Annotated in this window: 14 protein-coding genes and 1 pseudogene; 11 read left to right on the top strand and 4 right to left on the bottom strand. The window is 47.6% G+C overall.

Features of this window, described 5'->3' with window-relative positions:
* A pseudogene (locus VK958_RS07070) lies at positions 1–164 on the bottom strand (AAA family ATPase); the annotation flags it as partial.
* Between the two features lie 193 nt (positions 165–357).
* On the opposite strand from VK958_RS07070, the gene pdxR reads away from it, so the two are divergent.
* The 7 genes from pdxR to VK958_RS07035 all read left to right on the top strand — a co-directional run bounded on the left by pdxR (position 358) and on the right by VK958_RS07035 (position 15,640).
* Entirely contained in the window at positions 358–1,815 is a 1,458-nt protein-coding gene (gene pdxR, locus VK958_RS07065; RefSeq protein WP_325240176.1) for a MocR-like pyridoxine biosynthesis transcription factor PdxR, read from the top strand.
* Positions 1,816–1,974: 159 nt separating this feature from the next.
* Complete coding sequence (locus tag VK958_RS07060) at positions 1,975–4,029, top strand: sensor domain-containing protein (protein WP_325240174.1); 2,055 nt, start codon at positions 1,975–1,977, stop codon at positions 4,027–4,029.
* 442 nt (positions 4,030–4,471) lie between these two features.
* A complete protein-coding gene (gene hsdR / locus VK958_RS07055; RefSeq protein WP_325240172.1) occupies positions 4,472–6,862 on the top strand; it encodes an EcoAI/FtnUII family type I restriction enzme subunit R in 2,391 nt (796 codons plus the stop codon).
* 23 nt (positions 6,863–6,885) lie between these two features.
* Positions 6,886–8,355: a type I restriction-modification system subunit M gene (locus tag VK958_RS07050; RefSeq protein ID WP_325240170.1), complete on the top strand. Its 1,470-nt coding sequence runs from the start codon at positions 6,886–6,888 to the stop codon at positions 8,353–8,355.
* Complete coding sequence (locus tag VK958_RS07045; RefSeq protein ID WP_325240168.1) at positions 8,355–10,055, top strand: restriction endonuclease subunit S; 1,701 nt, start codon at positions 8,355–8,357, stop codon at positions 10,053–10,055. The genes VK958_RS07050 and VK958_RS07045 overlap by 1 nt, the downstream gene beginning before the upstream one ends.
* 6 nt (positions 10,056–10,061) lie before the next feature.
* Complete coding sequence (locus VK958_RS07040; RefSeq protein ID WP_325240167.1) at positions 10,062–11,969, top strand: AAA family ATPase; 1,908 nt, start codon at positions 10,062–10,064, stop codon at positions 11,967–11,969.
* A gap of 26 nt (positions 11,970–11,995) precedes the next feature.
* Positions 11,996–15,640 (top strand): AAA family ATPase, encoded by a 3,645-nt coding sequence (locus tag VK958_RS07035; RefSeq protein ID WP_325240165.1) that lies wholly within the window; start codon positions 11,996–11,998, stop codon positions 15,638–15,640.
* Positions 15,641–15,646: 6 nt separating this feature from the next.
* Here the strand turns inward: VK958_RS07035 and VK958_RS07030 are convergent, their stop codons facing one another.
* Both VK958_RS07030 and VK958_RS07025 read right to left on the bottom strand, forming a co-directional pair.
* Entirely contained in the window at positions 15,647–16,093 is a 447-nt protein-coding gene (locus tag VK958_RS07030; protein WP_325240164.1) for a YiiD C-terminal domain-containing protein, read from the bottom strand.
* Positions 16,094–16,113: 20 nt separating this feature from the next.
* Positions 16,114–17,046 carry a LysR family transcriptional regulator gene (locus VK958_RS07025; protein ID WP_325240163.1) on the bottom strand — a complete coding sequence of 311 codons (933 nt, stop codon included), beginning with the start codon at positions 17,044–17,046 and terminating at the stop codon, positions 16,114–16,116.
* Positions 17,047–17,185: 139 nt separating this feature from the next.
* Here VK958_RS07025 and VK958_RS07020 point away from each other — a divergent pair, with 139 nt between their 5' ends.
* Genes VK958_RS07020 through VK958_RS07010 form a run of 3 tightly spaced genes read left to right on the top strand, consistent with a single transcriptional unit; the run spans position 17,186 to position 19,523 of the window.
* On the top strand, positions 17,186–17,935 hold the full coding sequence (locus tag VK958_RS07020) for a glucose 1-dehydrogenase (RefSeq protein WP_325240161.1): 750 nt from the start codon (positions 17,186–17,188) through the stop codon (positions 17,933–17,935).
* Positions 17,936–17,987: 52 nt separating this feature from the next.
* Complete coding sequence (locus VK958_RS07015) at positions 17,988–18,638, top strand: glutathione S-transferase N-terminal domain-containing protein (RefSeq protein ID WP_325240159.1); 651 nt, start codon at positions 17,988–17,990, stop codon at positions 18,636–18,638.
* Between the two features lie 51 nt (positions 18,639–18,689).
* Complete coding sequence (locus VK958_RS07010; protein ID WP_325240158.1) at positions 18,690–19,523, top strand: alpha/beta hydrolase; 834 nt, start codon at positions 18,690–18,692, stop codon at positions 19,521–19,523.
* An 18-nt stretch (positions 19,524–19,541) separates the two neighbouring features.
* Here the strand turns inward: VK958_RS07010 and VK958_RS07005 are convergent, their stop codons facing one another.
* On the bottom strand, positions 19,542–19,742 hold the full coding sequence (locus tag VK958_RS07005) for a hypothetical protein (RefSeq protein WP_325240156.1): 201 nt from the start codon (positions 19,740–19,742) through the stop codon (positions 19,542–19,544).
* 114 nt (positions 19,743–19,856) lie between these two features.
* Here VK958_RS07005 and VK958_RS07000 point away from each other — a divergent pair, with 114 nt between their 5' ends.
* The gene (locus VK958_RS07000) at positions 19,857–20,780 is read left to right on the top strand and encodes a DNA-3-methyladenine glycosylase family protein (protein ID WP_325240154.1); all 924 of its coding nucleotides are present in this window, start codon (positions 19,857–19,859) and stop codon (positions 20,778–20,780) included.
* Positions 20,781–20,822 lie beyond the last annotated feature (42 nt).

Here is a 20,822-nt window from a genome sequence, read left to right as displayed (position 1 = left end):
ACACCGACGCCACCATCCAGCAACACATGCCCGCGTGCAAAAATCGCAGTGTTCATCAAACGAATGGCTTTGCTCTGTCCAACAATCACCTGGTTGACCTGTTTTTCCAGGTTCAGTGCATGGTTACGCCAATCTGCCAATTGAATATCTAATGAAGCGGACATGAATCTTTCCTTTAATAGAATGTTTCAAAAATGTAACAGAATGTAACTAGTCCACAATCCTCCAGTTTTGAGAACTTTGCTGGTCCAGTTAAATATGCGATATAGTGAAGGTTACATAGTCCAGTTTGGCGGCGAAGAATAGGGATTTTTTCCCGTCGTTTTATATATTCAAGGGTGAAGGGAGACGTGAAAAATGCTACGTTCGTGGAGTCTTAAGTTAACCATTACCGACACCTCGGGTTTGCCAGTGTATTTACAAATCGCGCAGCAGATCATGGAAGAAATCCAGCGTGGCCGGTTGGCGCCTTCCACCGCCATGCCTGGCACGCGGGAGCTGGCCGAAAAACTGCACGTGAACCGCAAAACGGTGATCCTGGCCTATGATGAATTGATCGCCCAGGGCTGGCTGGTGTCCGAGCAACGCAGGGGCTCATTTGTTTCCGCCAACCTGCCCAACTTCAATGCGCAACCGCAAACCGCTAAAACCAGCAAACAGCCCGCCAATGTGGTCGAAGGGCCAACGCATCCGCTGTTGAATTATCAGTCCCCGGAAGCCGGCGTGATTGATTTTAATGATGGCATCCCCGATTCACGGCTGATCCCGTTCAATATCCTGTCACGCGCATTCAGGCATGCCTTGATCGGTTCCAGCAAAAACCTGGGCTACGGCGACCCGCGCGGCACGCTGGCTTTGCGGCAATCGATTGCCACCATGCTGAATATGGAAAGGGGCCTGAGTGTCGCTATCGACCAGATCTGTATCGCGCGCGGTAGCCAGATGGGTATTTTCCTGGCGGCGCGTGTGTTAACCAGGCCGAATGATTATGTAGTGGTAGAACAGTTGAGCTACCCGGCGGCGAAAGAAGCGTTCAGGTCCTGCGGTGCCAATATTCTTACCGTCGGGCAAGACAAGCACGGCATTGATGTCGTCGCGCTGGAGAAACTGTGCAAACAACACCCTATCCGCGCCATCTATGTCACGCCGCATCACCAGTTTCCCACCACCGTGATCATGACCGCCGAACGTCGCCTGAAGCTGCTGATGCTGGCCGAGCAATATGATTTCACCATCGTAGAAGACGACTACGACCACGAATTCCACTTCTCGCACCACCCGGTGTTTCCACTCGCCAGCACCAACCACGGTGGCCGCGTCATCTATGTCGGCTCGCTCTCCAAAGTGCTCGCCCCCGGTTTACGTGTTGGTTACCTGGTGGCCACCCCCGGCCTGATAGACCGCTGTGCAAAAGAAGTCATGCTGATAGACCGGCAAGGCAACTCGATCACTGAGCTGGCGGTGGCCGAGCTGATGGATTCCGGCGAAATCAAGCGCCATATCCGCCGTACGTTCAAGGTCTATAACGAACGCCGAACCCTGCTGATCGCATTGATTAAAAAAGAACTCAAGGAATACGTCACCTTCGATGCCCCCGATGGCGGGCTGGCGATCTGGTTGCGCCTGAAAGAAGGGATCGATGTCGAGAAAGTGGCAGAACAGGCTTTAAGACACAAAGTGCGCATTTTGCCAGGCACGCTGTTTTCAGAATCGCAACCAAGCGTGCATGCGATCCGGCTGGGGTTTGGTAGCCTGACAACGACTGAATTGGAGAAAGGGGTGTTGGGGCTAAAAGCCGCTTTTACGGGTAGCTGAATCTCAGCGCAGACACCTCGTTGATGCCTGTATGACACATTTCCAACACATTGATATTTAAGAAAAATCAAATGTGACCGAAAACAGTATATTGAAGTAAAACTAAATTTATTGTGGGAAGATACAGATAGATCAATATTAGAAATATTCGGTCATGCCATGAAAAATATTCAACATCAGCATATTGAGAGCGATCAATACATCCAGACATTGATCGATAACTTCCCTTTCATGGTCTGGCTCAAGGATGAGAACAGCCGCATCCTGGTGGCGAACACTGCCTATGCCAATATGGTGGGTGTAGCCTCAAGTGCAGAGTTGATCGGCAAAACGGATTTTGATTTTTTCCCGCATGACCTGGCGCAGGAATATGTCGATGGTGATCAAAAAGCCATGCGGAGCACTTCACCGAGTGCAGTCACGGTGCCGATCAAAAATTCCGAAGGTGAGTATTACTGGATAGAGTCTTACAAATCTGCGGTAGTGGTAGATGGTCAAGTGGTCGGTTCGCTGGGTTACGCCAGGGATGTCACCGAGAATATCCAGAAAGCGCACGAATACAGATCCATTGTAGAAAACTCATCGAATTGCATCGCCAAATACAACAGCGCCTGCCAGCGTATCTTTCTCAATAACGCCAACTCCGCATTTTATGAAGTCGACTGCAGCAGCCTGATCGGCAAAACCCCCTCGCAATATCCCGGTGGCGACTTCGCCATCGCCTTTGAGAAAAGTATCCGGGAAGTGTTTCAAAGCGGTGAAGACCAGCATGTCGCCTTCAGGCTCACCACCAGCAATGGCAAATACAAAATCATGGATACGGTGTTAACGCCCGAATTCAATGCCAACCACGAAGTCAAAGCCGTGATCGCCATCGGGCAGGACATGACGCAGTCGTATGAACACCTCGACCGCATCCACAACCTGGCGTATTTTGATTCCATCACCAAACTGCCCAACCGCATTGCCTTGCTTGAAGTATTGAATCAATGCCTCACTCAATCGCCACAGTCAGAAGCCTCATTTGCGTTTCTGATGCTGGACCTGGATGGCTTCAAGGCCGTCAATGATCTGCTCGGCCATGCAGAAGGCGACCTGCTGCTATACGAGATGGCCAGGCGCATAGAAAGGTCTGTCAGGCCCACCGATACCGTTTCCCGCCTGGGTGGCGATGAGTTTGCGATTGTGTTGTCAGAAGTGAAAGACCCTAAAAATGCAGGGCTAGTCGCGAAAAAAGTGCTTGAATCCATCAGGCAACCGATTTTGATCCGTGGCACAGAACTGTTCATTTCCGCCAGCATCGGCATCGTGATTTGCCCTGAACATAGCAGCCTTGTCAGCGATATTGTGAAGTTCTCCGATATCGCCATGTACAAGGCCAAAAAGCAAGGCCGCAATAACTACCAGTTTTATTCGTCTGATTTATCGCAAACCACGATAGAACGCATAGACATCGAGCGCTCATTACGCACCGCCCTGCAAAATGATGAATTCCTGCTGCATTACCAACCGCAGGTGAATCTGGAGACCAACAACATTGTCGGCGTAGAAGCCCTGCTCAGGTGGCACCGCAATCACAGCGAAATGATCCCGCCCAACCGGTTTATCGGCATCGCCGAAGATTCAGGCTTCATCATCGAAATCGGCGAGTGGATCATGCAAACCGCATTTAAAGATGCGGTCAGGTGGAATACCGGCCGCGAAGAGCCGATCACCGTTGCCATCAACTTATCCAGCCGCCAGTTTATCCATAACAACCTGCTCAACTCCATCAAGCACCTGTTAAAGAAAACCCACTGCAACCCGGCATGGATCACCCTGGAAATCACCGAAAGCCTGCTGCTGAGCGACAGCGCCTATATCAGAAAAACCCTGAAAATCCTGGATAGCATGGGCTTCAGAATCTCCCTGGATGACTTCGGCACCGGCTATTCAGCGCTCAGTTATCTAAGCAAATTCCCCGTCAGTGAGATCAAAATCGATCAATCATTTGTGCAAGGCATTGCAGATAACAATGACCACCGGCTGATTGTGCAAGCGATTATTTCTATGGCGAAAAGCTTGGGCAAAGAACTGGTTGCGGAAGGGGTGGAGACGGCGGAACAGGCCAAGTATTTACTAGGCTGTGACTGCAAAGTGGTGCAAGGTTTTTATTTTAGTAAACCTAAGCCGTTTGATGAGATTGATATGCAGGCATTACGCAAAAATCTGTAATTCAATTGCCATATCCACAAACCTTTAAAGCTTGCAACAAACACACCAAGGGGGTGGCTGGCAACCAAGTTACGCTTAGCGGAAGGTTATAAAGCACAGAAAGTCGCCGAACAAGCATGCTATTCAATTAGGGCTTGGTAGCTTGGTAGCTTAATGAACCCGGAATTGAAAAAAGGGGAGATCAGCTTTTGATATGTTAGATTAATTCAGGCCTAAATGATTTAGACCGTCAACTAAGTAAATAATAACCGTATGTAAAGTTTACATATGCCTTGATCACTTATCAAAGTGCAGCAATATAAATACATTCCATCGGAAATATCGACATCTTTCAAATTGAAATAAATATTCACGCAAGGAGTACATCAATGTGTCGACTAATGTATATTGCCTCCTAAATGACTCAATACAATTTAAAAACTATTTAGCGTTACAAACCTAAATGAATAAGAAAAAATTCTCTGAGCGTGATATTTGTAGCAAATTTATAACACCCGCTTTACAACTTGCAGGATGGGATATTACTACACAGATTCGCGAAGAATTTCCGCTTACCAAAGGCCGCATAATCGTGCGAGGCAAGTTACATACACGCGCTCAACACAAACGTGCTGATTATGTCTTATTTCACAAACCGAATTTTCCAATTGCAATCATTGAGGTTAAAGATAATAACCACAGCCTAGGGGATGGCATGCAGCAGGCACTTGGTTACGCCGAATTATTGCAAGTGCCGTTCGTATTCAGTAGCAATGGCGATGGCTTCTTATTTCACAATAAAATCGCTGCGGACGGTGTCATTGAGCGACAGCTCGAGCTTGAGGCGTTTCCAAGCCCAGAAACCCTTTGGCATTGGTGGGCTGCACACCATGGACTCAATACGCATCAACAGGAACTAGTAAGTCAGGATTACTACAGCGACGGCAGTAACAAAACTCCACGCTATTACCAGTTGCTTGCTATCAACAAAACTATTGAAGCCATCGTCAAGGGCCAACAACGCATTTTGCTAGTAATGGCTACTGGCACAGGCAAGACCTACACAGCTTTCCAAATCATCTGGCGCTTATGGAAATCACGCTCCAAGAAGCGCATCTTGTTTCTAGCTGACCGCAATATCCTAGTTGATCAAACCATGACTAATGACTTCAAGCCTTTTGGTTCGGCTATGACTAAGATCCAGAAGCGGCAGGCTAACAAGGCATATGAAATCTATCTGTCTCTATATCAAGCCGTTACGGGCGCTGAGGAAGAGCGGAACATTTACAAACAGTTTAGCCCAGATTTTTTTGACCTAATTATCATTGATGAGTGTCATCGCGGCAGTGCTGCAGCTGATTCAGCATGGCGGGAAATTTTGGAGTACTTCAGCTCAGCGACTCAGATTGGACTTACAGCAACACCTAAGGAAACAAAAGATACTTCCAACATTGATTACTTCGGTGAACCTATTTACACCTATTCTCTACGACAAGGTATTGATGATGGTTTTCTTGCACCCTATAAAGTGGTGCGTATCGATTTGGATAAAGACCTCACAGGCTGGAGGCCAGACAAGGGCATGGTGGATAAGCTCGGCAATGAGATAGAAGACCGAATCTACAATCAGAGTGACTTTGACCGAAATCTAGTGCTAGAGCAGCGCACGCTGATGGTAGCCAAAAAAATCAGTGACTTTCTCAAAGCCACCAGCCGCTTCGACAAAACCATTGTCTTCTGCGACAACATCGACCACGCTGAGCGTATGCGTCAAGCTTTGGTGAATGAAAATGCCGATCTGGTTGCGCAAAATAGTAAATACGTGATGCGCATTACGGGAGATAATGAAGAGGGCAAGCTCGAGCTCGACAATTTTATCTTTCCTGAAAGTAGGTACCCAGTCATTGCCGTTACGTCCAAGCTGATGACCACCGGAGTCGATGCCCAGACCTGCAAGCTGATTGTGCTAGATCAGCGCATCCAGTCCATGACTGAGTTCAAGCAAATCATTGGTAGAGGTACGCGCATCAACGAAGACTTTGATAAATACTATTTCACTATCCTTGACTTCAAGAAGGCTACTGAGCTATTTGCAGACCCAGCTTTTGATGGTGATCCAGTACAAATCTATGAGCCGAATGGTGATGCATCGCCAGTGCCGCCAGACGAATTGGACGGTATGCCAATGGAAGATGAAAAAACCATAAATGGCTTCGCTTATCCCACAGACAGTGATTCACCTTGGATTGGCGAAGCTGGGCCAGATGAGATTGATGGTCGTGTGCGCCGTTATGTGGTGGCCAATGTCACAGTAAATGTTGTTGCCGAGCGGGTTCAGTACTTTGACGCCAACGGTAACCTGATCACCGAGTCGTTAAAGGACTACACCCGCAACACACTGGCCAAAGAGTTTGCCTCGTTGGATGACTTTTTACGCCGCTGGAATAGTACGGAGAAAAAGCAAGCCATAATTGATGAGTTGAGTAGTCAAGGCATTCTCTTTGAAGCGCTGGCCGATGAGGTAGACAAGCAATCGGGCAAGACCTTTGATCCGTTTGATCTGCTCTGCCATATTGCCTGGGATCAACCACCGCTTACCCGCAGAGAACGGGCCGAGCAGGTCAAAAAGCGCCACTATTTTGCCAAATATGGCGAACGGGCGCAGGCAGTCCTACAAGCTTTACTCGACAAATATGCTGACGAAGGCGTCTCCGCCATCGAAGAAACCCAAATCCTCACCATTGCCCCGTTTAACAAACTGGGCACACCAATCGAACTTATCCGTGCTTTTGGCGGCAAGGCTCAATATGAGCAAGCTGTCAACGAGCTCGAACAAGCGCTCTACAGCGCCTGAAAGAGTTAGAACTAGGAATCCATATGTCAATCGCTACCCTTATTAAAACCATACAGGACATCATGCGCAAAGATGTCGGTGTCGATGGCGATGCCCAACGCATCAGTCAGATTTGCTGGTTGCTGTTCCTGAAAATTTTCGACGATAAAGAACAAGAGTGGGAGCTCACTCACCTTAACTACAAGTCGCCACTGCAAAGCAGGTTTCGCTGGAGCAACTGGGCCAAAAACCCTGAAGGCATTACTGGCGAAGAGTTGATCGATTTCGTCAACAATGATCTGTTCCCCTCGCTCAAAAAGCTCGCTACCTCAGCAGGCGTCGTGGCGCACGGCCGCGTGGTTGGTTCGGTTTTCGAAGATGCCTACAACTACATGAAGTCCGGCACCTTGCTGCGGCAGGTGATCAACGCTATTGAAGAAGACGTAGACTTTAATAAGTCTGGCGATCGTCACCTGTTCAACGACATTTATGAAAAAATCCTGGCTGACCTGCAATCGGCGGGTAACGCAGGTGAATACTATACCCCGCGCGCCGTTACCCAGTTCATGGTCGATATCCTTGATCCACAGCTAGGCGAAAGCATCCTTGATCCGGCTTGCGGTACCGGCGGCTTCCTCACTTGCGCCATCGAGCACCTGAAAAAACAAGTCAAAACCCCGGGCGATGATGAACAATTGCAAAACAGCATTCACGGCGTAGAAAAAAAACCGCTCCCGCACATGCTGGCCATTACCAACATGTTGCTACACGGCATCAATGTGCCCACCAACATCCGTCACGACAACACGCTCTCGCGTCCACTCAAAGATTATGCCCCTAGCCAGCGGGTGGATATCATCATCACCAATCCGCCTTTTGGTGGCATGGAAGAAGATGGTATCGAAAACAACTTTCCGCGAAAATACCAGACGCGCGAGACTGCTGACCTATTCATGGCACTGATCATGCATGTGCTCAAATATGACACGGGGCGCGCTGCCGTGGTGTTGCCCGATGGCTTTCTGTTTGGCGAGGGTGTAAAAACCACGCTCAAGCGCGAGCTTCTGGAAGAATTCAACCTGCACACCATCGTGCGTTTGCCAAAAGGCGTGTTTGCGCCCTATACCAGCATTGCCACCAACATTCTGTTCTTTGAAAAAGGCGGACCCACACAGGATGTCTGGTTCTTCGAACACCCTTATCCGGATGGCTACAAGAGCTATTCCCGCTCTAAACCTTTGACGATAGAAGAGTTTGATCTGGAAAAAGCTTGGTGGGGTGACTCACAGCGCAAAAGCCGTAAAACTACAGAATACTCATGGAAAGTGTCGGCCAAAGAAATTGCCGAGAAAAACTATAACTTAGATACTGTGGGCAAGAACCCGCATGAGGTTGCCACTCAACACGCAGCTCCGGAAGAACTCATGGCGGAGTATGAGGAGATCACTCGCCAATTGGCCGAAGCTCAAGACGTACTCAAAGCGGAACTCATGCGCGCGCTCGGGGGCCAGTGATGGAGCTACTGGAGCGACACTTTGATGTAGCATTCTCTGCGCCTGATGGTATCAAGAAACTGCGCGAACTAATATTGACGTTTGCCATGCATGGCAAACTGGTACCGCAAGACCCTAGCGAGAAATCATCCAGCGAGCTGCTCAAAACCATTCAAGCCGAAAGGAAACAGTTAGTAAAAGAGCGCAAGCTTAAAACGCCAAAGCCGCTGTCAGAAATTACTGCGAGCGATGAACCCTACCCGTTGCCACAAGGGTGGCAGTGGGTTCGGCTCGGCATCGTTGGTAATATTTTCAACGGCAATAGCATCAACACAGCAGAGAAAGAGTCGAAGTACGCGGGTGAAAACGGATTGCCATACATAGCCACCAAAGATGTCGGCTACGGTTTAGACCCTCTAAACTACAAAAATGGAATTTGCATTCCTCTCAATGAAGAAAAATTCAGGGTCGCACATAAAGGCGCTGTGCTGATTTGTGCTGAAGGCGGCAGCGCAGGTAAAAAATGTGGCCTAACTGATCGTGATATTTGCTTTGGTAACAAACTGTTCGCCAATGAACTTTATGGGCAGATTCCAGCTCGATTCATCCTCTATACTTATTTGTCACCAATCTTTCGCGCAATGTTTTCCAATGCAATGACTGGGATTATTGGCGGCGTATCCATTGCCAAGTTTGGTGAGATTTCAATTCCACTTCCACCCCTTGAAGAGCAAAATCGCATCGTTGCCAAAATAGATCAGCTAATGTCGCGTTGCGACGCCTTAGAAGAATTGAGAAAAAGCCGTGATAAACAACGCATGGTCATACATAAAGCTGCACTTTCACAGCTACTGGATACCGCTGAAAAAAACGGTAACGTAGAGAGTGCTTTTTCATTTATTTTCAATCGCTTCGAAGATCTTTACGCGGTTAAAGAAAACGTCATGGAACTGCGCAAATCCATTCTTCATCTAGCGCTCATGGGAAAACTCACTGAGCGACTAAAAGAAGACGGCCCTGTGAGTGAGCTTTTGAAGAAAATTAAATCCGAACGATCTCGCCTAAACATTCGAAGCGCCACTGTTAAGCAAATTGAAACAAACAAATCAACTCTCTCACTTCCAGATGGCTGGGCTCTATTACCGCTTGATGCAATTTTGATCTTAGGCCCTACAAATGGGTATTCCCCAAAGGCTGTTGATTATAAAACCAAGGTTAAATCCTTAACCTTGAGCGCAACGACTTCTGGTGTGTTTAAAGGCGAGCACTCAAAGTTCATCGTCGACGAGATACCGATTAGCTCATACCTTTGGCTACAAGATGGTGACATCTTAGTACAGCGCGGCAACACTATTGATTACGTCGGTGTTCCAGCAATTTATAGAGGTGAAAGAAACACATACATATATCCAGACTTAATGATGAAACTACGTGTTTCGACAGAACTTGATAGCGACTATGTTTGCTTTGCAATGAGCGCTAAGCCGAGCCGTGATTTTCTTCGCGAACGAGCATCTGGAACTTCCGGAACAATGCCAAAAATTAATCAAAAGACATTAAGCAGCCTACCTATCCCTATACCACCGATAGAAGAGCAACGTCGGATTGTGTCAAAAATTAACAAGTTGATGCGACAGTGTGATCAACTGGAGGAGCAAATTGTGGCAACCAATTTAAAGCAGTCAGAACTTCTGAATGCCGTAATTGCACGGTATAAATAAACTGCCATGCGCCTGAAATCAATCTTCATTAGCGACTACAAAAATCTTAAAGACTTCACGCTGAGTGTCGATGGCTCGAGCGTTATAGATGTATTCGTCGGCAAGAATGGTAGCGGAAAATCAAATTTATTCGAGGCTTTAATTGATATATTTCGTCACCTCGATCAGTTTGGCCGTGTGGGCAATAACATTGCCTTCGATTATCGCTTGAATTACGAAATAAATGGGCAAGACACTGAAATTGAATGGAAACTTGGCAAACTGCGAATTAACAACGATGAAGATCGTAAGACACTGGGACAGACTCCGTTCCCTGACAATGTGCTGATCTATTACTCCGGTCATAACACTAAAGTATCTGAGTTAGTTACGGCTTATGAGATAAGCTTTCGTGCGCGAATCAAGGGTGCAAACATCGAAGAGTCTCGCCGCTTTATAGGTATTGGTCCGGAATACAAAGCGCTGTTGCTTGCTGTGTTGCTGACGCAAGCAGAAGATGGTTGCGCCCACACTTTCATTCGCCAAAAGCTTGGTATAGATAAACTTGGGATTATTAAACCAGGGACCAATGAAATTACAGAACCTGTACTTCGAGTCGAACTGAATCGCCCGGAGTATGCACATGGCAAAAAAGACTTCGATATCGAGCTCAATGACGAGTCCGATAGATACTGGAAAGCCGACGGCATTACTAAAAGTTTTCTTGATATATTGACTCAATGCGTCTGGAATAACGCTGAAGCATTAACGGTAACCGAGGGTTATCTTGCAAATGATGATCGGTACATGCTGTACTTGTCGATTAGCAAGTTGCAAGCTTCATTCGATGGAAAGTGGCAAGAACTGTTCCGTCAGTTCGATAATCTTAAAATCCTAGGCATGCTGGGCAATATTTCCGTACCACTTCGTCTTACTTCTGGCATGGATGGAAATATTAACCAGTACAGCGACGGCCAGTTTCAATCGGTTTACATCTATTCAATTGTCGAGCTGTTTCAAGACCGTAATAGTTTAATACTGCTTGATGAGCCAGATGCATTCCTACATCCAGAATGGCAGTTTGTTCTTTTAAAGCAGCTATTCGAGATTACGGATGCGGCGGCCAAAACCAGTCATATTCTGATGAGTAGCCATAGCGCATCAACAATTACCTGTGCCAATGAAAGTGTCATAAATTTGTTTGAGTTTGATGGCAAGAAAGTGGCGTTGACAAAGGTGAATAAGGCTGATGTTATTAAATCGTTGTCAGCAGGCTTGATTGCTTTTTCTGAAAGTGAAGCACGTCTGAATATTCAGCATGTTCTAAAAAACACAACTGCCCCAGTATTGTTTACAGAGGGCATCACGGATGAAATGATCCTTGAGACAGCGTGGGATAAGCTTTTTCCAGGCGAGAGGCGGCCTTTTGAGATACAGAATGCGTTTAGTTGTGGATTTCAACGAACCCTGGTGAAAGATGCAGCTTTGTATCAAAACCATCCAGGTAGAACGTTCTTTGCGCTTTTTGACTTTGATGAGGCATATAACGATTGGAACCAGCTAGGCCAAGATGTACAAACAAATCCAGCGCTGTGTCTGACTAAGAAGCGCAACGGTTGTGAAAGTTATGCACTATTACTTCCCGTACCAAACGGGCAGATTCGCAGACAGGTGATCAATCCACATACAGGCGGCAATTACGGAAACAAATCGCTATTGACTATTGAGCTCCTTTTTCATGGAGTAACGGGCCTTGATGCCTATTTCATAGTCGACACCGAGCGCACAGACGGTTTCATTAAATTCATCAGTGACGGACAAAAGACGACTTTTGCCAAGGATGTTGTTCCAACTCTTGGAGCTGCCCACTTTGAAGTGCTTCGCCCACTTTTTGAGTTTATAAAGTCAAAGAGTGTAGTTGTTGCTAGTGTCTAGCTTTGATAACAAAAAGGGAGGTTGCAATGGGGTTCCACTTAACAGCAAGGCTGGCTTGGCACGATAGTGGATGGAATGGCCATGTTTGCAACGAGCCTAAGAAAAATACTTATTGCATTGGTGCTCATTCATATCCTGGTGACATGGTTGCTAAACACCGCGACTTGGAGTCGGAGCAAAGTTGTTCAGGTCAATCGTGTGCTAACTTAAAAAAAATGACGCCCTGTGCTTACAGCGTCAATGCCTTCGGTAAAGACACGTTAACTGCTTTTGCTGAGCCTCCTGATTTTTTCAATAAAGATGCTAAACGTAAAGATTGGGTTCTGCCTCCAGCAACTGTTTGCGTTTGGCCGTATGAAGAGATGTACCGTGAAGAGGTGCGTAAAGAGAGTGGGTTCGACGCACACGCAAGAAAACGCTTTGTTGATGCTTTTTTCTCAAAGATTGAAGAAAAGTCTAGTTTTATTTTTTATTACGCAAACTATTCTAACCCTTTCAGCACAGACGAAGAACCTCGTTATGTACTTATAGGGGTCTCGCGCATTATTGAAGTGGGTGATGATCTTTATTATGAAGGGTGTGATGAAAAAACACTAGATCGTTACGGCGGGTATGTGTGGGATCGTAACATCACATCTAACTACCCTGCTGAAGGGGTGCGGCTACCTTATCACTTATATAAGGATGATTCACGTATCGAGCAATTTGCTGTATTTCCAGATAACCCTATTTTGTGCAAATACGGCTCGAAATTAATGACAGATGACCAAGCACTTGGTCTAGTTGAACAATTTCATCAGGCAGTTCTTACTTTGATTGAGATGGGCGATAAGAGTGAGAACTGGGATGCCAGACGTAAATGGCTTGAAGGGATTATCAGTGAGTTATGGACTCGCCGCGGCGCTTTTCCTGGCATGGCTGAAGTTTGCAAATATTTGAAGCTAAGTGAAGCAATCCCCTTCTTAAAAGCACAAGTGTTGCTGGGCCAAGAAATCAGCGCAGTAGAAACCATATGGAGCCTACTCGACGGCACAATATCGGCACTCGGCACAATTGCATTGCCTAAGTTATCCCTTGATAGTGCCAGGCGCTCTTGGAAACTTCTTGATAATGAAGCTCAGAAATTATTGCGTCAGGTCCTATCGCGGATTGATATCAATGCTGAAACGATGGGTCGAATTATTGACGCACCTTATCTCAAATATGGATTGGTTGCCCGAACTGCTGAGATTGTCTCAAACCCTTACATTCTGAGTGAGCAATTTGTTGGCGAAGATACAGACGATCGTATTACCTGGGGACAATTGGATCGTGCTGCATTGCCATCACCTGAGTTGGGTGTGTCTGAGTTGGTTGGGCATGATTCGCCGGAGAGATTGCGTGCTCTAACTCATGAATGCCTAACACGAGTTAGTGGACATACTTTTATTGAACAATCTGAATTGATTGCGTTGGTGAATCGACGCTTGCAAAGCGTTCCAGCATGGAAACAGGTTCAATTCAAAGCAAAATATTTTGAAGTTGATGAAGACATTTACAGAAAGGCATTATTTTTCCATAGCGAAGAAGAACATGCTTACGTCTATTTGAAAGACCATTACGAAGCTGAGAAGAAAATTGAGCAGCAACTTAAACAGCTGATACAACGCCCTGATATTCAATTGAAAATCCCGATGACGGAGAGTAATTGGCGCGAATATCTCTATAAAGAAGAAAGCTCTTTAGCGGCAAAAGCAAAGAAAGAGTATGAGCAAGCAATTGCTACACAAATTGCTACTTGCCAGCATATCTTTCTTCGTGGACTCTCAGTACTTTGTGGTGCTGCAGGAACCGGTAAAACAACTGTTTTAGCTTCTATTGTTAAAGCTATTCGTAAAGTCGATGGGGTTGGTGCCTCAATTATTGCACTAGCTCCGACAGGTAAGGCTGCAGATCGAACGAGAGGTGTATTAAGAGATGCAGGAATAGGATCGTCGATAGAAACGGCCACCATTCACTCTTTCTTAGCCAAGCGAGGTTGGCTAAATGACAATTTGACATTCAAACGCCTAGGTGGCGAACTAGAAGCTCAGAGCCAAACCATTATCATTGATGAGTGTTCAATGATGGATCTGTCGCTGTTCGCCACATTGTTCCGAGCTGTTAACTGGACAACGGTTAAGAGATTAATCCTTGTTGGAGATCCTAATCAGTTACCGCCTATCGGCATAGGCCGTGTCTTCGCTGATATTGTTGATTATTGCAGAGTATCTGCGCCTGGATCAATTTCTGAGTTGACGGCCAATCTTCGCCAACTTGAAAGTGCAGTTGAGGGGAAGGGAATCGGGATCATTTCTTTAGCAGCGCTCTATAGACAAACAGGGCTTGTGGATGAAAAAAATGAGGATCAAGATGCTGCAGCCGAAGAGCTCTTACAACGGGTTCAGGCCTCGGGGGATGTTGATAAAGATTTGCGAGTTTTGTATTGGCAGGAACCAGAAGACTTATCCGATTTGTTGCTCACACGTTTAACTGTGGATATGGCTGAGGATGCAAAGGTAGATACCAATAAAATCCAGTTTCATGAACTTTGGGATAAGGCATATAACTGGAAACCTGAATATGCACAGGTGCTCAGCCCTTATCGCGGTGAGCTGTATGGCATAGAAGCTTTAAATCTTGTTGTGCAGCAGAAGAAAAGCGGTGAATTGATACAGCGCAAGGGGAGCCTTGATGGCATCACACTTTTCGACAAAGTCATTCAAATTAGAAATAGGACAGTTTCAGATCCAATTTATAGCTATGACTATAAGACAAAACGTGTGCAGCAATGCGATGTTTTTAATGGTGAATTAGGTTTTGTTGGGCCACATGGATATGACAAAGATGATTGGAAAGGTTGGAACTTCCGCTTAAAGCGATTGGCAGTTGCCTTTGCAGGCAAGGGGGATTTGCGCGTTAACTATGGAACAGAGCTAGGGAAGGATGCAAAAGGAAGATTCTTACCTAATCAACGTGTGGAGGAAAATCTTGAATTGGGTTACGCCATTTCAGTTCATAAGGCGCAAGGCAGTGAGTTCGAGCGCATTTATGTCGTGATTCCGGCATCAAAGCGCCAGCTTTTAAGCCAAGAGTTACTATACACAGCACTAACTCGTGGCAAGCGACATTGTACATTGTTGATTCAGGGGAATGCAGGCGCGCTAATTGATATGCGTAGACGTGAGAGGTGTTGGCTAAGTCGTATCAACTCTTCATTGTTGGGATGGCATTTAGCAACGTCTAACATACTTGATAGCGAAGGCTGGTATGAAGATGGTAAGGTTCATGAATCTTTGACTGGCGACATGGTACGCAGCAAATCTGAAGTAATCATAGCCAATATGCTGCATGAGCGTGGAATAAAGTTTTTCTATGAAAAGCCCCTTTTCGCGCCAGATGGAACGATGTACCTTCCTGACTTCACTATTATCTGGAACGGAGAGGAGATTTATTGGGAGCATGTAGGCAAGATAACCGATGGGAAATATCTTTCTCACTGGCGCGTTAAACAGGAATGGTACGAAAAGAATTTTCCAAATAAACTCAAAATATCCTACGAGCGAAGCTCAGAACTTACGACAAGCACCCAAAAATCACCTATCGATGTTAGCACGCAAGCAAACAAAATTATTAACTCACTTAATTTCTGAAATTCATCATTTGTACAGCACAAACAATCCATGAAACCTTGATGTCACTTTCGATTCACTGATCACTTGAGCAGTGATTACAATTCTCGCCCTGCCCTTTTCCTGATAAGTCTTTTCAAAACTCTCCCAGTCATCCGCTGATTGAAAGCTCGCCACACATTCAAAGTCTGTTTTCACCGGCAATAGATAATCAATATCCTGGCGCTTGATCACCAGGTTACCTTTTAAGCCAGCTTGCTCAATTTTTGACTGCACTAACGACCAGGCTGTGGTGATTGAAATAGCTGCAATGCTGCCACCAAACACGATATCGAGATGGTTTTTGTTTAGGGCATAAGAGCCGTGCACGGTGAGTTGGTGATCTTCGATTCTTGCGATTTTTATCCCCAGGTTTCTGGTTTGCGGGATAAGCTTGAATAAGGTGTTTTCGAAGTTCTGTTCCAGTTGGCCCATGGTGCTTCCTTTCTAATTATTTAACTTTTGTTATTAACCTGTGGCTGGCTTTGCAGCAAACGGCATTCGGCGAATAGCTCGGCAGCCCATTCAATAAACGCGCGCACTTTGGATGAGAGGTGCCGGTTTTGCGGGTAGAGCGCATTAAGTGGCAGGCTACCCGCCGGGTAATCAGGCAGCACTTTTTCTAACTTGCCATCGGCCAGGTAATTTTGCACCATAAACGTAGGCAGCTGGCAGATGCCTATGCCTGCCAGCGCAGCGGAGACAATGGCATCGCCATTATTGATGGCCAGTTTGCGGATGGTGGGGACTTCTTGCTCGACGCCTTCGTGCTCGAGAATGAAGTTGCGCACTTTGCCGGTTTTGGAGGAAAAGAAATGCACGGCCTGATGGCGTTGCAAATCATCCACATGGCTTGGCTTGCCATAGGTTTGCAGGTATTCCGGCGAGGCGACCAATAAAAACTGCATGGTGCCTACGCGTCTGGCGACTAGCGTCGAATCCGCAGGGTGGCCGACGCGGATCACGCAATCGACACCTTCTTCCAGCAGATCAATCGGCCTGTCATCGCAGCCGATTTCAAGTTGAATCTCCGGGTAACGTTTAAAAAAATCCGGCAATGCCGGAATGATCACCAACCGGCCCAATGGCGTAGGCACATCTACCCGCAAACGGCCTTTCGCATTGCTGGTGGCTTGGTTTAACGCGGCTTCGGTTTCTTCCAGCTCGTTCAATAACCTGATGGCGCGTTCGTAATAGGCGGCGCCATCGGTAGTGACGCTGATGCGGCGCGTAGTTCTGTGCAGCAGTTTCACCCGCAGGCGTTTTTCCAGCGCCACCACCTGTGCCGACACCGTGGTTTTCGGCAGGTTTAATGACATGGCGGCTTTAGTAAAGCTCTCCAGCTCTACCACGCGTGTGAATGCCAGCATGGTGTCGAATCTATCCATCAATGCCTCAACTAACCTATCGATTGTGCAATAAATTAACACAGTGAATGCTTATTTGGCTTATTTATCTATGATTTTTATTTATTTATAGTGGTTACCAATTTCAAACAACCCACACTTTTTATTTAGGAGAATGATGATGAGCAATAAACTTGAAGGTAAAGTCGCAGTCGTAACCGGTGCATCTAAAGGCATAGGCGCAGAAATCGCCAAAAGGTTTGCGCGTGATGGCGCGGCAGTGGTGGTGAATTATTTTTCCAGCAAGGCAGGTGCTGACAAAGTGGTCGCGGAAATCACCCAGGCCGGTGGCAAAGCCGTTGCCGTCGGCGGTAACGTCAGCGAAGCAGGCGCGGCTGAAGCGATTATCAACACTGCGATCACCAATTTCGGCAGGCTGGATATCCTGGTGAATAACTCCGGTATCTATGAATTCGGTGCTATTGAAGAAATCACCGCTGAACACTTCCACAAACAATTCAACACCAACGTATTGGGCTTGTTGTTGACTACCCAGGCCGCGGTGAAACATTTGGGTGAAGGCGGCAGCATTATCAATATCGGTTCTGTGGTCAGCCGTTTAACGCCTCCTGGTGCTGCGGTGTATACCGCGACCAAAGGCGCAGTGGATGCGATCACCGGCTCATTGTCCCGTGAATTGGGCCCACGCAAGATCCGCGTGAATGCCTTGAACCCTGGCCTGGTAGTCACTGAAGGTACACACACTGCCGGTGTGATCGGCTCAGACGTGGAAGCGGGCTATGTGGCACAAACACCATTGGGCCGCAGCGGCCAGCCAAGTGATATCGCCGCGATTGCCGCTTTCCTGGCTTCGGACGACTCGTATTGGTTAACTGGCGAACAATTGCTGGCTGGCGGTGGTCTTCGTTAACAAGCGTATGCGTGGAGCAAAGTTTGCGCTAATTACTTGAGGGATAAAGCAAATGATCAACTTGTATACATGGGCGACACCGAATGGCCGCAAGATTTCCATCATGCTGGAAGAGCTGGGACTGGACTATGAGGTGAGCCCGGTTGATCTGGGCAAGCTGGCACAATACTCGCCGGAATTTGGGGCGATTTCGCCCAACCACAAGATTCCGGCGATTGTCGACACTGAACCAGTACCTAATAGATCAGGCCTCGAACCAGTGGTTATTTTTGAGAGCGGCGCGATTTTGACTTATCTGGCAGAAAAGTATGGGAAGTTTCTGGCGCCAGCAGGCCAGGCGCGTTACACCGCTTTTGAATGGCTGCACTGGCAGACTAGCGCCCTGGGACCTATGCTGGGCCAGCTGGGTTTCTTTGCCGTGCGTAGTGAGGAAAAATCACCACTGGCGATTACCAGGTTTACCGAAGAAGCGGACAGGCTACTGAACGTGATGGATAAGCAACTGCAAAGCAACACTTACCTGGCGGGTAACGAATATTCGATTGCCGACATTGCCAGTTATGCGTGGACCCTGGCGGCGACCGGTTACCTGAAAGAGGTACTCAAAGATTCACTGGCGACCAAACCGGCATTGCACCGCTGGCTGCAAACCGTAGGCGAAAGGCCTGCGGTACAGCGCGGGATGGCGATCCCCCAGATTTGAAATCTGGTTAACAGTTAAACATTGATTTAGAAAGAATCGAGGCTTCAGACTTTGTCGAATAAAGCATTGATGTGGACCACCACTTTTCAAACACCTGCAACCAACCAACCGGTGACGTTGCAGGGTTTCGGCATGCCAGGTAAAAGACCCGGTCAAACCAGATCACCGGTGGTGATGTTTTTTCACGGCGGGTTATTTAATGCGGGCAATATTGAAGATGCGCAACCGCTGGCGACTGCGCTCACCGATCAGGCGCTCACCGATCAGGCAAACCAGGAAAACCAGGCGATTGTGGTGTGTGTGGATTATCCCTTAGCCCCTGAAGTGAGATTCCCCGCCACCATTGAAGTCGCTTTCGCCGCACTCCAATGGGTAGTTGACAATGCCAGGCAGATTGGCGCAGACAGCAAGCGGATATTTGTGGCCGGTGAGCATGCCGGTGGCAACCTGGCAGCGGTCATTGCCATGCTGTTTCGCGACCGTGCGATGCACTTTAACAAGCAGACAACTTTAGCTGGCCAGATATTGATCAACCCGATGCTGGATGCGCTACAGACTTCGAAATCGATGGGCAATGCGGCCGATAGCCCATGCCGGCGTGCCTGGGCGGAATATATTCCCACCGCCAGTGATTGCACCCACCCTTACGCGTCACCGTTGCACTCATGCCGCCTGGGTGGGCTGGCGCCTGCAACCATTATGACAACTGAATCTCACCCACTGCGGGACGAAGCGGAAGCGTATGCGGCGAAATTGTTACTGGCAGGCGTGCCGGTGCAGGTGCGCCGGTTGGGAGATAGTACCCATCCACTGACTTCACCGCTGCACCCTTGTTTTAACAACTTGACGCAATTGATCCGGCAAGTATTGCTGGATAAAAGCTAGCCAACAAAGCTGACATTGTTAAATGTCATTCTCGCTACTCAGCTCTCCTGGCGATAATTGACCCTCTTCTACTTCTGCTGCGATTTCAGCCGAGTGTGAGCCGGGTGGCTGCTTGTCATTTTTCTTATGGGTTTTGGGTGGTAACAGTGAGGTTTCGTCCAGGACTGGCGTTTCAGGTGGGTGTGCGTGGTTGTTGGATTGATTATTATTGTCTTGCATAGGGTTCTCCCTCAAATATCTAAACAAAAAGCTTACTTATTGGTCAGACAAGGCATCCGCGTTTGTGTTTCATGGTAAGTGTATTCTCTTAGTCAAATTTACTGCCTCAACGCTATGTCATCAACAACTTTGCCTTTACACAGTTTGCCTTTACAGCGCTTGCTTTTACCCAAGGGATTCCGGCCGCAGGATTTCCTGACTTTTCATGGGCGCGATCAGCTGGCGGTATCGGAAAAAGTCACCGGCAGCACGCTGGAAAAAGCGATTGTGTGGAAAGATCGCCCTGCCCTGTTAACGCTAGTGTTTGATTTGAATGCAGTGAAGTATCAACTGGCGCTGGATGACCCGCTGCTGGACGTAAGCGCGGAAGAAACACTTCATCTGGTGCAACACATACTTGGGCTTACGCAAGCCATTGCAGGCTTTGAACAGGCTTATGCAGATCACCCATTGCTGGGCAGGATGCTTGCCGAGCAAAGCGGGTTGCGCGTACCGGTAAGCGTCAGTCCGTTTGAAGCGCTGACGTGGGCGATCATCGGCCAGCAGGTGAGTTTAAGTGCGGCGATTGCCATGCGGCGTAAATTTATCCAGCAGGCAAATATCAGGCATTCATCGGGGTTTTATTGCTACCCTTCACCAGCACAGGTGGCACAATTATCCGTAGCGTCGTTGCGGCTGGCGGGCCTTTCGCAAAGCAAGGCCAATACACTTTTGAAAGTCAGCGAGCTTATGTTAACAGGGGCATTGCCACTGGATGACTGGCTGCACAACCAGGCATCGCCCGAGCTGATCGCCACTAGCCTGGCTACCATCAAAGGCATTGGGCCGTGGACCATCAGTTATGCATTACTCAGGGGCTATGGCTGGCTGGATGGTTCTTTGCATGGTGATGCCGCGGTACGGCGCGCGATCAGGGGATTGATGGCATTGGCGCAGTTGAGCGATAAAGAGGCCGAGCAATGGCTGAAACCTTTCAGCCCGTGGCGCGCTTTGCTGGCAGCACATTTATGGGCCTGGCAATCCCGCACGCCTGGCTGATTTAAGAAGTACGGATTTTTAAAATTGACGGCTTGATAAGCT

This window comes from Methylophilus sp., from assembly GCF_035460085.1.
Lineage (GTDB): Bacteria > Pseudomonadota > Gammaproteobacteria > Burkholderiales > Methylophilaceae > Methylophilus.
This window is presented reverse-complemented; position numbering and strand designations above follow the sequence as displayed.

What these genes read in the sequence shown, in the direction of transcription:
- VK958_RS07015 (WP_325240159.1), top strand. Translation starts at nt 17,988, where the DNA reads ATGATCAACTTGTATACATGGGCGACACCGAATGGCCGCAAGATTTCC.
- VK958_RS07005 (WP_325240156.1), bottom strand. Translation starts at nt 19,742, where the DNA reads ATGCAAGACAATAATAATCAATCCAACAACCACGCACACCCACCTGAA.
- VK958_RS07035 (WP_325240165.1), top strand. Translation starts at nt 11,996, where the DNA reads ATGGGGTTCCACTTAACAGCAAGGCTGGCTTGGCACGATAGTGGATGG.
- VK958_RS07025 (WP_325240163.1), bottom strand. Translation starts at nt 17,046, where the DNA reads ATGGATAGATTCGACACCATGCTGGCATTCACACGCGTGGTAGAGCTG.
- VK958_RS07000 (WP_325240154.1), top strand. Translation starts at nt 19,857, where the DNA reads ATGTCATCAACAACTTTGCCTTTACACAGTTTGCCTTTACAGCGCTTG.
- VK958_RS07030 (WP_325240164.1), bottom strand. Translation starts at nt 16,093, where the DNA reads ATGGGCCAACTGGAACAGAACTTCGAAAACACCTTATTCAAGCTTATC.
- VK958_RS07040 (WP_325240167.1), top strand. Translation starts at nt 10,062, where the DNA reads ATGCGCCTGAAATCAATCTTCATTAGCGACTACAAAAATCTTAAAGAC.
- VK958_RS07050 (WP_325240170.1), top strand. Translation starts at nt 6,886, where the DNA reads ATGTCAATCGCTACCCTTATTAAAACCATACAGGACATCATGCGCAAA.
- VK958_RS07045 (WP_325240168.1), top strand. Translation starts at nt 8,355, where the DNA reads ATGGAGCTACTGGAGCGACACTTTGATGTAGCATTCTCTGCGCCTGAT.
- VK958_RS07060 (WP_325240174.1), top strand. Translation starts at nt 1,975, where the DNA reads ATGAAAAATATTCAACATCAGCATATTGAGAGCGATCAATACATCCAG.
- VK958_RS07020 (WP_325240161.1), top strand. Translation starts at nt 17,186, where the DNA reads ATGAGCAATAAACTTGAAGGTAAAGTCGCAGTCGTAACCGGTGCATCT.
- pdxR (WP_325240176.1), top strand. Translation starts at nt 358, where the DNA reads ATGCTACGTTCGTGGAGTCTTAAGTTAACCATTACCGACACCTCGGGT.
- hsdR (WP_325240172.1), top strand. Translation starts at nt 4,472, where the DNA reads ATGAATAAGAAAAAATTCTCTGAGCGTGATATTTGTAGCAAATTTATA.